Origin of the sequence: Brenneria izbisi (assembly GCF_025840185.1) — a bacterium.
GTDB classification, from domain to species: domain Bacteria; phylum Pseudomonadota; class Gammaproteobacteria; order Enterobacterales; family Enterobacteriaceae; genus Brenneria; species Brenneria izbisi.
In genome coordinates this window covers 45,765-60,251 of sequence record NZ_JAMPJU010000009.1, presented here as the reverse complement: position 1 = coordinate 60,251, position 14,487 = coordinate 45,765, and the positions used below count along the sequence as shown (strand labels likewise).

The 14,487-nt window shown below is 52.5% G+C and carries 17 protein-coding genes; 5 read left to right on the top strand and 12 right to left on the bottom strand.

Annotated features, from left to right (window positions below):
- Window positions 1-2: 2 nt before the first annotated feature.
- Entirely contained in the window at window positions 3-1,421 is a 1,419-nt protein-coding gene (locus NC856_RS12490) for a glutamate synthase small subunit (protein WP_264090759.1), read from the top strand.
- Between the two features lie 151 nt (window positions 1,422-1,572).
- On the top strand, window positions 1,573-2,346 hold the full coding sequence (locus NC856_RS12485) for a (S)-acetoin forming diacetyl reductase (RefSeq protein ID WP_264090758.1): 774 nt from the start codon (window positions 1,573-1,575) through the stop codon (window positions 2,344-2,346).
- Window positions 2,347-2,431: 85 nt separating this feature from the next.
- Here the strand turns inward: NC856_RS12485 and NC856_RS12480 are convergent, their stop codons facing one another.
- The 6 genes from NC856_RS12480 to zapE all read right to left on the bottom strand — a co-directional run bounded on the left by NC856_RS12480 (window position 2,432) and on the right by zapE (window position 6,769).
- Window positions 2,432-2,869 carry a GFA family protein gene (locus NC856_RS12480; protein WP_264090757.1) on the bottom strand — a complete coding sequence of 146 codons (438 nt, stop codon included), beginning with the start codon at window positions 2,867-2,869 and terminating at the stop codon, window positions 2,432-2,434.
- Window positions 2,870-3,064: 195 nt separating this feature from the next.
- Window positions 3,065-3,562, bottom strand: coding sequence for a ClpXP protease specificity-enhancing factor (sspB, locus tag NC856_RS12475; RefSeq protein ID WP_264090756.1), 498 nt, complete (start codon window positions 3,560-3,562; stop codon window positions 3,065-3,067).
- A gap of 4 nt (window positions 3,563-3,566) precedes the next feature.
- The gene (gene sspA / locus NC856_RS12470) at window positions 3,567-4,208 is read right to left on the bottom strand and encodes a stringent starvation protein SspA (RefSeq protein ID WP_264090755.1); all 642 of its coding nucleotides are present in this window, start codon (window positions 4,206-4,208) and stop codon (window positions 3,567-3,569) included.
- Between the two features lie 361 nt (window positions 4,209-4,569).
- Window positions 4,570-4,962 carry a 30S ribosomal protein S9 gene (rpsI, locus tag NC856_RS12465; protein WP_109053781.1) on the bottom strand — a complete coding sequence of 131 codons (393 nt, stop codon included), beginning with the start codon at window positions 4,960-4,962 and terminating at the stop codon, window positions 4,570-4,572.
- Between the two features lie 15 nt (window positions 4,963-4,977).
- Complete coding sequence (gene rplM, locus NC856_RS12460; RefSeq protein WP_109053780.1) at window positions 4,978-5,406, bottom strand: 50S ribosomal protein L13; 429 nt, start codon at window positions 5,404-5,406, stop codon at window positions 4,978-4,980.
- A gap of 232 nt (window positions 5,407-5,638) precedes the next feature.
- Window positions 5,639-6,769: a cell division protein ZapE gene (zapE, locus tag NC856_RS12455; RefSeq protein ID WP_264090754.1), complete on the bottom strand. Its 1,131-nt coding sequence runs from the start codon at window positions 6,767-6,769 to the stop codon at window positions 5,639-5,641.
- A 221-nt stretch (window positions 6,770-6,990) separates the two neighbouring features.
- Between zapE and zapG the strand changes: the two genes are divergently transcribed.
- From zapG to degS, 3 genes are all read left to right on the top strand, one after another.
- Entirely contained in the window at window positions 6,991-7,395 is a 405-nt protein-coding gene (zapG, locus tag NC856_RS12450; protein WP_264090753.1) for a Z-ring associated protein ZapG, read from the top strand.
- Between the two features lie 255 nt (window positions 7,396-7,650).
- A complete protein-coding gene (degQ, locus tag NC856_RS12445; protein WP_264090752.1) occupies window positions 7,651-9,021 on the top strand; it encodes a serine endoprotease DegQ in 1,371 nt (456 codons plus the stop codon).
- 144 nt (window positions 9,022-9,165) lie between these two features.
- Window positions 9,166-10,251, top strand: a complete 1,086-nt coding sequence (gene degS / locus NC856_RS12440) for an outer membrane-stress sensor serine endopeptidase DegS (protein WP_264090751.1) — start codon at window positions 9,166-9,168, stop codon at window positions 10,249-10,251.
- Window positions 10,252-10,362: 111 nt separating this feature from the next.
- Here degS and murA read toward each other — a convergent pair whose 3' ends face one another.
- The 6 genes from murA to mlaE form a co-directional block, all read right to left on the bottom strand.
- Window positions 10,363-11,625: a UDP-N-acetylglucosamine 1-carboxyvinyltransferase gene (gene murA, locus NC856_RS12435; protein WP_264090750.1), complete on the bottom strand. Its 1,263-nt coding sequence runs from the start codon at window positions 11,623-11,625 to the stop codon at window positions 10,363-10,365.
- A 109-nt stretch (window positions 11,626-11,734) separates the two neighbouring features.
- Entirely contained in the window at window positions 11,735-11,989 is a 255-nt protein-coding gene (gene ibaG, locus NC856_RS12430) for a BolA family iron metabolism protein IbaG (protein WP_264090749.1), read from the bottom strand.
- A gap of 189 nt (window positions 11,990-12,178) precedes the next feature.
- On the bottom strand, window positions 12,179-12,472 hold the full coding sequence (mlaB, locus tag NC856_RS12425; protein WP_264090748.1) for a lipid asymmetry maintenance protein MlaB: 294 nt from the start codon (window positions 12,470-12,472) through the stop codon (window positions 12,179-12,181).
- 13 nt (window positions 12,473-12,485) lie between these two features.
- Window positions 12,486-13,118, bottom strand: a complete 633-nt coding sequence (mlaC, locus tag NC856_RS12420; protein ID WP_264090747.1) for a phospholipid-binding protein MlaC — start codon at window positions 13,116-13,118, stop codon at window positions 12,486-12,488.
- A gap of 12 nt (window positions 13,119-13,130) precedes the next feature.
- Window positions 13,131-13,697, bottom strand: a complete 567-nt coding sequence (gene mlaD, locus NC856_RS12415; protein WP_264090746.1) for an outer membrane lipid asymmetry maintenance protein MlaD — start codon at window positions 13,695-13,697, stop codon at window positions 13,131-13,133.
- Between the two features lie 4 nt (window positions 13,698-13,701).
- Window positions 13,702-14,484 (bottom strand): lipid asymmetry maintenance ABC transporter permease subunit MlaE, encoded by a 783-nt coding sequence (gene mlaE / locus NC856_RS12410; RefSeq protein WP_264090745.1) that lies wholly within the window; start codon window positions 14,482-14,484, stop codon window positions 13,702-13,704.
- Window positions 14,485-14,487 lie beyond the last annotated feature (3 nt).

Genomic DNA, 14,487 nt, shown 5'->3' with positions numbered 1-14,487 from the left:
TCATGAGTCAAAATGTTTATCAATTTATCGACTTACAGCGCGTTGATCCGCCCAAAAAGCCGCTGAAAATTCGTAAAATTGAATTTGTTGAAATTTACGAACCGTTCTCAGAAAGCCAGTCCAAGGCACAAGCGGATCGCTGCCTGTCATGCGGCAACCCTTACTGCGAATGGAAATGCCCGGTGCATAACTACATTCCCAACTGGCTGAAGCTGGCGAATGAAGGCCGTATCATTGAAGCGGCTGAACTGTCGCACCAGACCAACAGCCTGCCGGAAGTCTGCGGACGCGTTTGCCCGCAGGATCGTCTGTGTGAAGGCTCTTGTACGCTTAATGACGAATTCGGCGCAGTGACCATCGGCAATATTGAGCGCTACATCAACGATAAAGCGATCGAGATGGGCTGGAAGCCTGATGTTTCAAACGTACAGCCAACCGGCAAACGCGTCGCGATCATCGGCGCTGGCCCGGCGGGACTTGCCTGTGCTGACGTGCTGGCGCGCAATGGCGTCCAGGCGGTGGTATTTGATCGTCATCCTGAGATCGGCGGCTTGCTGACCTTCGGTATCCCGGCGTTCAAACTGGAAAAAGAAGTCATGGTCAAACGCCGTGAAATTTTCAGTGAGATGGGCATTGAATTCCGTCTGAACACGGAGGTGGGGAAAGACGTTCAGATGCAGGAACTGCTGAACGATTATGATTCGGTGTTCCTCGGCGTGGGGACGTATCAGTCGATGCGCGGCGGGTTGGAAAATGAGGATGCGCCAGGCGTTTATGACGCCCTGCCATTCCTGATCGCCAATACCAAACAACTGATGGGTTTCGACGCGTCCGCAGAAGAACCTTACATCACCATGAACGGCAAACGTGTGGTGGTGCTCGGCGGCGGCGATACGGCGATGGACTGCGTGCGGACGTCCGTCCGTCAAGGAGCAACCCATGTGACCTGCGCCTATCGCCGTGATGAAGAGAACATGCCGGGTTCCAAACGTGAAGTGAAAAACGCGCGTGAAGAAGGCGTCGAGTTCAAATTCAACCTGCAACCGCTAAGCGTGGAAATCAACGGCTCCGGCAAGGTCTGTGGCGTCAGAATGGCGCGTACCGAGTTGGGCGCGCCGGATGCCAATGGTCGCCGTCGTCCTGAAATCGTTGCCGGTTCCGAGCACGTACTGGAAGCGGACGCAGTTGTGATGGCGTTTGGCTTCCGTCCGCACCAAATGGGCTGGCTGGCTGAACATGGCGTCGAACTGGATAGCCAGGGCCGAATCATTGCGCCGGAAAAAAGCGATAACGCTTTCCAAACCAGTAATCCGAAAATTTTTGCCGGCGGCGACGCCGTGCGTGGCTCGGATCTGGTGGTTACCGCCATTGCCGAAGGCCGTAAAGCCGCCGAAGGAATTATGGACTTCCTGGAAGTCTGATCCCTCTGGTCTGGACCGGTCTGTCCGGTCCAGACTGTATCATTCCCGCCTGCTGCTCCTCCTTTCATGTCTGGCACAATTTCTCTCAGCGTCTAATATTATTACGTGCTTGCACGTTGAAATTAACGGAAATATGACACTAGGAGATAATATGGCTGTTAACGTGGCGCTGGTTACTGGCGCAGGTCAGGGGATTGGCCGCGCGATTGCGCTCAGACTGGCAAAAGACGGTTTTGCCGTCTCTCTCGTAGACTATAATCTGGAAACCGCCCGTAGTGTGGCAGAGGAAATCAAGCAATCTGGCGGACAGTCTATCGCTTTACAAGCGGATGTATCGGATCGCGACGCCGTTTTTGCTGCGGTCGCGAAAACCAAAGAACACTTCGGCGACTTTAATGTCATCGTCAATAACGCAGGAATTGCGCCTTCCACCCTTATTGAAGATATTACGCCGGAAATCGTCGATCGCGTTTATAACATCAATGTAAAAGGGGTTATCTGGGGAATTCAAGCCGCTCTTGATGCGTTTAAATCCCTCAACCACGGCGGAAAGATCATCAATGCCTGTTCACAAGCCGGTCATGTGGGCAATCCTGAACTCGCGGTCTATAGCTCCAGCAAATTTGCCGTGCGTGGCCTGACGCAAAGCGCCGCACGTGATCTGGCGCCGCTGGGTATCACCGTCAATAGCTACTGTCCGGGCATTGTTAAAACCCCAATGTGGGAGGAAGTGGATCGGAAAATCTCCGCATCAGCCGGTAAACCGCAAGGCTATGCCACCGAAGAGTTCGCCAAACGCATTACGTTGGGCCGTCTTTCCGAACCGGAAGACGTCGCCGCCTGCGTATCTTATCTGGCAGGCCCCGATTCCAACTACATGACGGGACAATCCTTACTGATCGACGGCGGTATGGTGTTCAATTAATCACTTAACAAGACGCCTCACTCACAACCGGGCGCCACCAGCCCGGTTGTCCCACTCATTTTATTCATTGCTGCCTTTCATTGCATTACACGTCCTTACTGCAAAGTGACTCACTCTGCTCTTGCAATAAGTTCATAACATCCTGCTCCGTTAACAATGACGTATGCTGTGCAAAAGAATAATAAGCGGGCTTATTATCGATATATATCTGCGCCACCAATGATTTATCCGTCTTATCTTCAAACAATGCGACAGGTACAAAATAGATTTTGGGAGAGAGTAACTTATAGAATAGATGTGAACCGCAAACTTTACAGAACGCCCGTTCAGCCCACTCGGAAGAGCGATACGCAGTAATATTTTCCACGCCCGCGATAGCAATATCCTCTTTACAATCAACCGACATAAAAGGACCACCGCCCCACTTCTGACACATCCCACAATGACAGGCAGTTACCGCGTTCACATCCTGACGCGTTGAAAGGGTTACTGCGCCACACAAACAACGACCTTGATGATGCATTCTCGTCTCCTTTAACGCTCTCGTGCGGCTGGCTCGGACTCCGTAAAAGAGCGCTCCCGTCGTATTTCAGGCTCGGTATAACACATATGTATACCTATTTTTTCCAGCGGAAGAATATTGGCAGGCCAACGAGGGAGGTGTTTGTATCTGGCTTACCGTCAGGACACAAAATCGCTGTGTCCTGAGAAAAGCAGATTATTTGACGACCCGCAGCGAAGGTCTGCCGCCTTTGGGCGGCTGTGGCGGTTCGTCATCAGGATTATCGTTTTCCTCCGCCGCATCCGGGTTATTGTCGACGATTGACATCACCGTATTGGATGTGGCGCTTTCATCCTGAAAATCTTCGAACTCGCCCGCCAAATCATAAGCAGGTTCCGGCTCAAACATGGTGCCAGCGCCGTTTTCACGGGCATAAATCGCCAGTACCGCCGCCATAGGAACATAGACCTGACGTGGAACGCCGCCGAAACGTGCGTTAAAACGCACGCTGTCATCAGCTAATTCCAGGCCGCCAACGGCGCGCGGCGCAATATTCAGCACAATCTGGCCATCGCGGGCAAACTCCATCGGCACCATAACGCCAGGCTGAGTGACATCAACCACCAGATGAGGCGTCAACTGGTTATCCAGCAACCAGTCATAAAAAGCCCGTAACAAATACGGACGACGCGGAGACAGTTGAGACAACGCCATTCGTTTAACCTCGCGTTTGCAGACGCATTTCACGCTCTGCTTCCGTCAGGGAAGCCAGGAACGCATCACGCTCAAATACGCGTGTCATGTAGCCTTTCAATTCTTTCGCGCCGGACCCGCTCAGTTCAATCCCTAATTGCGGCAAACGCCACAGCAGCGGCGCCAGATAGCAGTCAACCAGGCTGAACTCTTCGCTCATAAAGTAAGGCGCTTCATTGAATACCGGGGCCACCGCCAGCAACTCTTCACGCAGTTGCTGACGGGCGGAGTCGGCTTCCTGCGTGCTGCTCTGGGTGATTTTTTTCAGCAAAGAATACCAGTCATTCTCAATGCGGTGCATCATCAAACGGCTGTTGCCACGTGCAACCGGATAGACGGGCATGAGCGGCGGGTGCGGGAAACGTTCATCCAGATACTCCATGATAATACGTGATTCATAGAGCGTCAGTTCCCGATCAACCAATGTCGGCACTGAACCATATGGATTGAGATCAATAAGATCCTGCGGCAGATTATCCATGTCCACCTGCTCAATCTCGACACTCACACCTTTTTCCGCCAGTACGATACGGACCTGATGGCTAAAAATGTCGGACGGACCAGAAAACAGCGTCATTACCGAACGTTTGTTGGCAGCGACAGCCATGAAAACCTCCAAGTTTATCGAGAAAATACGGCGAATAACCGAACTGCGATGATCCTGCAAACCCATGCACTAACACGCTTGTCATTCAGCGGTGAAAAAACACCTGACAAAATCAGTCGTTTTCAGAAAGAAACCTGGTGGGTAAACAGGCATAAAATTGGCGAATAGTTTATCAGATTTTGGACGTTCTGTGGGGATATCGCATAATTTCATCATTAACAATCTGATAATAAAGATTATTTTTTTCTAAGAAATTATCACAAGACGATCCAATGGATAGCGGGTAAAACATCCGCCACAAAAAACCCGGTGACCAGCACCGGGTTTTTTCGCCTTGATTTCGCTGCAATACAGCAGGAAATTAACGCTTGGAGAACTGAGGACGACGACGTGCTTTACGCAGACCGACTTTCTTACGTTCAACCTGACGAGCATCACGGGTAACGAAACCAGCTTTACGCAGTTCGCTACGCAGAGACTCATCATACTCCATCAGCGCGCGGGTGATACCGTGACGGATCGCACCAGCCTGACCAGAGATACCCCCACCTTTAACGGTGATGTACAGATCGAATTTACCAACCATATCGACCAGTTCCAGCGGCTGACGAACGACCATGCGGGCAGTTTCGCGACCAAAGTACTGTTCCAGACTACGCTGGTTGATAACGATATTGCCGCTGCCCGGTTTAATGAACACGCGAGCGGCGGAACTTTTGCGGCGACCAGTGCCGTAGTATTGATTTTCAGCCATTGCCTATAATCCCGATTAAATGTCCAGAACTTGCGGTTGCTGTGCCGCGTGATTGTGCTCGGTGCCCGCGTAAACTTTCAGTTTACGGAACATGGCACGACCCAGCGGACCCTTCGGCAGCATGCCTTTAACCGCGATTTCAATCACACGCTCAGGACGGCGGGCAATCATCTCTTCAAAGGTCGCTTGTTTGATACCACCGATGTGGCCGGTGTGATGGTAATAAATCTTGTCGGAACGCTTGTTGCCGGTAACAGCAACTTTGTCTGCGTTCAGAACGATGATGTAATCACCGGTATCAACGTGCGGGGTGTATTCCGCTTTATGCTTGCCGCGCAGACGACGAGCCAGTTCAGTAGCAAGACGGCCTAAAGTTTTACCGTCCGCATCAACAACGTACCAGTCGCGTTTTACGGTTTCTGGTTTAGCTGTAAAAGTTTTCATTAAAAGCTTACCCAATAATTAGTTACACGCAGGTGTTCACCCAACGCTCGAAAACTGTTGAGGCTCACACGACAATCAAGTCCAGCAAACCTACCCCTTCGAATAGCCATTGCCGGCACGATAAAGTTTTTGGGAAAAAAACTTTGTTGTAACGTGGGGTCGCAGGATTATAGAGAAGTCGTCGCCAAAGATCGACCTTTTTTCACGCTCCCCCAAGAAAAGCCGTGGTCTGTCACGCCAGATGCGGCTGACGCAGATAGGCTTCGCTTTGCATTTCCTGCAAGCGGGATAAACAGCGTTGATATTCAAACTTCAGGCGCTCGCCCTGATAAATGTCAAACATGGACGCCTGCGCGGAAATGATGAGCTTGATCCGCCGTTCGTAAAACTCATCGACCAGCGCCAGAAAACGGCGTGCGCTGTTTTCGTCCTTCTCCCCCATCACGGTCACGTTATGCAGCAGGACCGTATGGTAAAGACGTGAGAGCGCGATATAGTCGTTCTGACTGCGCGCTTGCGTACACAGCGTGACGAAATCGATCGCCAGTACGCCCTCGCTCGCCCCCAACGTCGGCAGAGGATGATGGTTGATGTCAAGCGTTGGTCCCGGCGTCACCCACGGTTTTCCCGACAGACGGGTAAACATCTGGCGCATGGTGTCTTCGGTCTGTGCGTCAAGCGGCGTGAGATAAAGATGGGCCTGCGTTAATGTCCGCAACCGGTAATCAATTCCCGCATCGACATTACGTACTTCGCAGTGTTGTTTAATCAGTTCAATCGCAGGCAAAAAGCGGGCGCGCTGCAACCCATTACGGTATAACTCGTCTGGCGGAATATTCGACGTCGCCACCAGCGTAATGCCACGGTTAAACAACGCGCGCAACAACTCGGCCAATAGCATGGCGTCAGTAATATCAGAAACAAAAAACTCGTCAAAACACAGGATGTCCGTTTCGGCTTTAAACCCATCGGCCACCTTTTCCAGCGGATTTTCATGTCCCTGCAACTGGTTTAGCTCCTGATGAACCCGCAACATAAAACGATGAAAATGCAGCCGGAGCTTACGCGTTCCGGGCAGGCTATGAAAAAACAGATCCATCAACCAGGTTTTTCCCCGCCCCACGCCGCCCCACATATACAAGCCGTGCACAGGCGCCAACGCACGTCTCTCCCTCAACCCCAGCCAGGAACGCCATTTCGTCAACCGCCCGGATGTTTCCCCCGCCGTCTGCGCCGCCCGCTCGCACAGTGCCTGATGGATCATTTCCAAACGCATGACCGTTTGGCGCTGTACATCATCGGGTTGATATTCCCCGGCGGAAAGCGCCTGTTGATAGAGCGCCGATGGTGTCGTTTGCTGCATAATGTTCGCAATCCCTGAGAAAAAAGTTAATTATGATTTGTCGCGCGTTGCCGTCGATTTGAACTGTAATCGTCGCCGATAACGGCCTTGATGCCGCAAACGCATCAACATAACCCTAAGTCATCACGCTTCAGGATTCCACTCAGACAAGGTTAGCGGTTATAGTGACTATTATTAAGTGAAAACCCTACGTGGACAACGAAGTCAAAATAGGAGTCATTATGACCTGGGAGTATGCGCTGATTGGTTTAGTCGCCGGTATCATTATTGGTGCCGTCGCCATGCGTTTTGGCAACCGTAAACTGCGGCAACAACAGGTATTGCAAAACGAGCTAGAAAAAAGCAAGACCGAACTGGAAGAATATCGCCAGGAGTTGGTCGGACACTTTGCCCGGAGCGCCGAACTACTGGATAACATGGCGCACGATTACCGCCAGCTTTATCAGCATATGGCGAAAAGCTCCAACAACCTGCTGCCCGACGTGCCAGGCCAGGATAATCCGTTCAAGTATCGCCTGACGGAAGCCGAGGCCGATAACGATCAGGCGCCGGTCGATATGCCGCCGCGCGACTATTCGGACGGCGCGTCTGGATTACTGCGCGGAGAACGTCCCCCCCGCCAGTAAAACACTACAATTTAATGATTGCGGCGTGAGGTTTTATCGAATCTCGCGTCCTTCTCTCCCGCATTGCGCGGTAATTCAGCGCTTTAGGCTATAGTTACCCTCTACTGATTAGTTACAGCCTACTGACAGTTACAATCCACTGACGAAACATCAGTGAACTTTACACACCAATCGTCAGTCTGACTCTTCACCGTGTGTTTAAGTTTATATATCATCGTTTTATTCATCCGCTGGTCGTGAGAGAGTTAATCAACAATGAAGAAAAAATCTTTATTATTTAGTGCACTGGCAATGAGCATGAGTTTAACCCTGTCCACACTCCCGGTGGCGAACGCCGCATTGCCGAGCGTGGTGCAAGGACAGCAGATGCCAAGTCTGGCGCCGATGCTTGAAAAAGTCTTGCCGGCGGTCGTCAGCGTGCATGTGGAAGGCACCCAGGTACAACGCCAGCGCGTACCGGAAGAGTTTAAATTCTTCTTCGGCCCGAATTTCCCTACTGACAAGCAAAACTCACGTCCCTTCGAAGGTCTGGGTTCCGGCGTGATTATCGATGCCGCCAAAAGCTATGTCCTGACCAACAATCACGTTATCAACAACGCCGATAAAATTCGCGTGCAGTTAAACGATGGGCGCGAGTATGAAGCCAAACTGATAGGGCGCGACGAACAATCGGACATTGCGCTGCTCCAGTTGGTGAATGCCAAAAATCTGGTTGCGGTTAAAATGGCGGATTCCGACCAGCTACGCGTGGGTGATTTCGCCGTCGCCGTCGGTAACCCGTTCGGCCTGGGGCAGACCGCAACTTCCGGCATTATTTCCGCATTGGGCCGTAGCGGGTTGAATCTGGAAGGGTTGGAAAACTTTATTCAGACCGACGCCTCCATCAACCGCGGCAACTCCGGCGGCGCGTTAGTCAACCTCAACGGCGAACTTATCGGCATCAACACCGCCATTCTCGCCCCCGGCGGCGGAAATATCGGTATCGGCTTCGCCATCCCCAGCAACATGGCGCAAAACCTGGCTCAGCAACTGGTCGAGTTCGGCGAGGTCAAACGCGGCGTGCTGGGTATCAAAGGCAGCGAGATGACCTCCGAAATGGCGAAAGCCTTTAAGGTCGATGCGCAACGCGGGGCGTTCGTCAGCGAAGTCCTGCCAAAATCCGCGGCGGCCAAAGCTGGCATCAAAGCCGGGGATGTACTAGTCACCCTGGATGGCAAGCCGATCAGCAGCTTTGCCGAACTGCGCGCCAAAATAGGGACAACCGCGCCGGGTAAAACCGTGAAAATCGGTTTGCTGCGTGACGGTAAACGCCAGGAAGTCTCCGTCGTGCTGGATAACAGCGCAACATCGACCACCAGCGCGGAAACTCTGTATCCGGCCCTGCAAGGCGCTTCCCTGACCAATGGTCAGTTGAAAGACGGCAGCAAAGGCATACAGATCGATAATGTCGCCAAAGATTCTCCGGCCGCACAAATTGGTTTGCAGAAAGGCGATGTCATCATCGGCGTTAACCGCGAGCGAGTGGAAAACATTACTCAGCTTCGTAAATTGCTGGAAGCGAAACCGTCCGTGCTGGCGCTGAACATCGTCCGTGGCGACGAAACGATTTATCTGCTGCTGCGTTAATTAACGCCGGGGAGATTTCTGCGTACTGTTTTGCTACGCAACGGGCGTCAGGCCGGTCTGAAAAATCGGACACAGCACGCTGCTGTGTCCGATTGTCTCGTGTTATTCTCGGCTCATATTCCTCTTGCACAGTAAAACACGCTTATGCTGGTTAAGTTATTACGTTCTACTTTGATTGGCGTGATCGCCGCAGGCATCCTGCTTGCGGCGGTTCCCTCGCTGCGTCCTGCGTCATGGCAAACAACCGACGAAAACCCAACGTCCGATACCCCGGTCAGCTATTACGAAGGGGTGCGCCGCGCTGCGCCAGCCGTGGTAAACGTCTATGATAAAGAACCCAATTCTGATCAGAACGCCGAACTCAATATCCGCACGCTCGGCTCCGGCGTCATCATGAGCGACAAAGGTTATATTTTAACCAATAAGCATGTCATCAATAACACGCAGCAGATTCTGGTTGCGCTTCAGGACGGCAGACTTTATGAGGCAATGGTCGTCGGCTCTGACAGCCTGACCGATCTAGCCGTTCTGCAAATCAACGGCGTCAATTTGCCCGTCATTCCGATTAATACTGGTCGCATCGCGCATGTGGGTGATGTCGTGATGGCTATCGGCAACCCTTACAATCTGGGACAAACCATTACCCAGGGGATTATCAGCGCCACAGGTCGCGTCGGGCTGAGCGCGATCGGACAGGATAACCGGCAAAATGGCCGACAAAACCTTTTACAGACCGATGCATCCATTAACCACGGCAACTCCGGCGGCGCGCTGGTGAATACGCTGGGAGAACTGGTGGGCATCAATACGCTGTCGTTTGATAAGAGCGCCGACGGTGAAACGCCAGAGGGGATCGGCTTCGCCATTCCTGTCGCGCTGGCAACCAAGGTAATGGGCAAACTTATTCGCGATGGTCGCGTCATTCGCGGTTATATCGGCATCAACGGGATACAGATAGAAGATATCGAAAGCATTGAAAACGGCAGCCGGCAAGGACGTCCCAACGGTATTCTGGTCAGTACGGTTGATCCGGGCGGCCCGGCGGATAAAGCCGGTATCCGGGTAAGGGATATCCTGGTCAGCGTGAATAACAAACCGACGCGTTCAGTCATCGATACGATGGATCAGATTGCAGAAATCCGGCCAGGAACGGTAGTTCCCGTCGTGATCAAGCGTGACAATAGAGAAATCATGTTAAATATGACGGTTCAGGAGTTCCCGGCCAACTGAATCACGGAACATCGCTTGCGACGGCAAGCAACGGGCGGGTCAGGATAGTCAGTAACCGGGCAGGAAACTCGCCCGATTACTGACTGACGTGATGCGGGGTGGTACTCAGGCTTAATCGTGCTCTTTTACACGCTCGATGTTGGCGCCTAACGCACGTAATTTATCTTCAATGCGCTCGTAACCACGATCGATATGATAAATACGGTCAACAGTGGTGACACCTTCAGCGATACAACCCGCCAGCACCAGACTCGCGGAAGCCCGTAGATCGGTGGCCATGACCTGCGCGCCGGACAGTTTTTCCACACCGTGGCAAATAACCGTATTGCTTTCAATTTCCGCTTGCGCCCCCATGCGAATAAGTTCCGGCACGTGCATGAAGCGGTTCTCGAAAATCGTTTCGGTAATAACGCCCGTCCCCTCAGCCACCAGATTCAACAGGCTGAATTGCGCTTGCATATCCGTAGGGAACCCAGGATGCGGAGCGGTACGCACGGTGACCGCTTTCGGTCGTTTGCCGTGCATATCCAGGATGATCCAATCCTCGCCGGTTTCAATGTCAGCCCCTGCCTCACGCAGTTTAGCCAACACCGCATCCAGTGTATCCGGGCGAGTCTGACGGCAAACCACTTTTCCACCGGAAACGGCGGCGGCCACCAGGAAGGTCCCGGTTTCAATCCGATCAGGCAGAACGCGATAAACCCCGCCGCCCAAGCGCGCCACACCTTCGATGACCACTTTGTCGCTGCCCGCGCCGCTGATTTTGGCGCCCAGCGTGTTCAGAAAGTTTGCCGTATCGACAATTTCCGGTTCACGCGCGGCGTTCTCAATAATGGTGGTGCCTTCCGCCAGCGTCGCCGCGCTCATGATGGTCACCGTGGCGCCCACGCTGACTTTATCCATCACGATATGGGCGCCTTGCAGACGACCATTGACAGCGGCTTTCACATAGCCTTCTTCCAGCGTGATTTCCGCCCCCAATTGCTCAAGGCCGTTGATGTGCAAATCCACCGGGCGCGCGCCAATCGCGCAGCCTCCTGGCAAAGAAACCTGACCTTGCCCAAAGCGCGCCACCAATGGCCCCAGCGCCCAGATAGAGGCGCGCATGGTTTTCACCAGATCATAAGGCGCACAGAAAACATTCACTTCGCTGGCGTCCACATGTACTGAACCATTACGTTCAACACGCGCTCCCAACTGAGTTAGCAACTTCATAGTTGTATCAATGTCCCGCAACTTCGGCACATTCTGGATTTCTACCGGCTCTTCTGCGAGCAAGGCAGCAAATAGAATCGGCAGTGCGGCATTCTTGGCGCCGGAAATGGTGACTTCACCAGTTAACCGGGTTGGGCCGTGCACACGAAATTTGTCCATAGTCGCTATTTCTCAATGTTTCAATTCAATATTGCGTCACATAGCCGCAGGTTTAAAAACTATTTCTTCTTTTAGAAACCCTTAGGTTTCCTGAAAACCGTCAAGTTTCTTAAAACCCATTCAGCTTGCGATCGCGCCGCCACTCTTCCGGCGTATACGCCTTGATAGACAACGCATGAATACGGTTATCCGCGATATATTCCATCAGCGGGGCATATACGGCCTGCTGTTTTTTCACCTGACTCATGCCAGCAAAAAGCTCACCTACCGCGATAACCTGAAAGTGGCTGCCATCACCGGAAACGTGGGCTTCATCCAGTGCCAATGCGTTCATCAGCACATCTTTAATTTCATTATTTTCCATCGCTCTCGATTTCTATGTCAGGGGGGATGATAAACAGGGTGGTATCTTAGATGAATATGGCGCTATCTTAAACAAAGAAATCCCCTAAAAAAATCGCCGGGCGCGATTTTTAACGCCACTTCTGACAGGCCCCTGCCCGCCACAAACAAGGGGGTTCCGCTAGCAATTGATCAAGGCAAGTCAAGCCGCTTATGACACCGGAATGATTTCATTGAGGTTATACAGTGCAATCAGCGTTTTTAGCCGATCGCCGCCGCCAATGATTTGCAGGCGGCGATCTTGTGCAGACGACTGATAGTAAAAATGCAGCAACAAAGCCAGTCCAGCCGAGTCGACACGGCCCAAGCCAGAAACATCCAACGTCGTTTTACCTGACAGCAACGTTTTGCGTTGCGTCCAGAGCGGTAATAACGTTTCGCGATCCAGATCGCCGGTTAATACCAGCATCGATTCCTGTGACTGCCAGTTCAGTGCATTCGCCATTTTTCCGCCCGGATTAATTGTTTTGCTTGTCCAGCGTAATCGGCTGCTTCGCCGCGGCATCAAGTTGTTGGGTCAAGCCATCAACGCCTTTTTGACGCAACGTCGTCGCCCATTCATTCTGCTTGGTGGTAATCATGCTAACGCCTTCAGCAATCATGTCATAAGCCTGCCAGTTGCCGTTCTGACTATTTTTACGCCACTGGAAATCCAGCCGTACCGGTGGTCGGCCACCGTTATCAATGATTGAAACGCGAATGGAAATAATATCCGCGCTCCCTAATGGCTGTTCGGGCGCAATCTGGTAAGTCTGACCGTGGTAGAGTGCCAGCGCTTGTCCATATGCCTGCTCCAGATAGGCTTCAAACGCCTTGAAATAAGCAGTACGTTGCTCAGGCGTCGAGTCTTTATAGTAGCGCCCCAGCACCAAGGCCCCGGCGTACCGGATCTGTACATAGGGCAGCAATTCTTCGCGCACAATAGTGCGTAGGTAATTCGGGTCTTGCTTGATACGCGGTTGTTCTGTTTTCAAGCGATTAAAAGTCTTGTCTGCCGCTTCATTCATCAAACGGTAAGGATTGGTTTGATCAGCAGCGTTGGCCAATGGCGCCACCACCAGTAAAGCCACCATCAGTAAACGTTTAAACATGCAGATATCCTCTTATGGATGTGGAGTCACGAGCTGACTCTGAGATTCGGGCGTCGCTGCCGCGTCGGTCGCGGGTCCTGAACCGGTCTGACCGGGATTATCCTCGCTGTTGCCGCCGCTCTTATATAGGAATTGACCGATGAGATCTTCCAATACCATGGCAGACTTGGTGTCCTGAACCACACCGCCGTCTTTCAGTATCGAGGTGCCCATCTCTTCATCTTCAAAACCGATATTCAAGGCCAGATACTGCTCGCCCAGCAACCCAGAGGTGCGGATCGCCAGAGAACTGGTATCGGGAATATGGTTGTAACGTTGCTGGATATCCATTGCCACACGGGGAAGGTAGGTTTTCTCATCAAGCGAAATATCCGCTACCCGTCCAATCACCACTCCGCCGATTCGCACCGGCGAGCGCGCTTTCAGTCCACCGATGTTATCGAACGTCGCGTACAAACGGTAGGTGGGTTCACTACCGATGGATTTGAGATCAGCGACCTTCAGGCACAAAAAAAGGATGGCGCCCAGCGCAATCAACATGAATATCCCCACCCAAACTTCATTTTTCTTTGTTTGCATTGAATCAGTTCCCAAACATCAGTGCTGTCAGCACAAAATCCAATCCCAATACCGCAAGAGACGAATGCACCACGGTACGGGTCGTCGCCCGACTGATCCCCTCTGAAGTAGGAATCGCATCATAGCCGTTAAACAGCGCAATCCAGGTCACGGTTATCGCGAAGACGATACTTTTAATTACGCAGTTCACAATATCCTGCCGCCATTCCACCGCACCTTGCATGGCTGACCAGAAGAACCCGCTGTCGATACCCTTCCAGTCGACGCCAACCAGCGCCCCGCCCCAGATGCCAACCGCGACAAAAATCAACGCCAGCAACGGCATACTGATTAACCCGGCCCAGAAACGCGGCGCCACCACGCGACGCAACGGATCAACCGCCATCATCTCCATGCTGGACAGTTGCTCGGTGGTCTTCATCAGACCGATTTCCGCCGTCAGCGCCGAACCTGCGCGTCCGGCAAACAGCAACGCGGTGACGACGGGGCCAAGCTCCCGCAGCAACGAAAGCGCCACCATCATGCCCAAACTGGCTTCCGCGCTGTAAGTGGTCAGCACCAGATAACCTTGCAAACCAAGCACCATGCCGATAAACAGGCCGGAAACCATGATGATCAACAGTGACTGAACCCCGACGCTATACAGTTGTTTGATCAACAGCGGCCACTGTTTCCTGAACTCAGGTTTGCCCACCAGCGCATTAAACAGCATCAGTCCGGCACGACCAAAGGCGGCACAGGTAGAAATTCCCTGACGTCCCAACGACGCCAACGCCTGTAATAACATGAG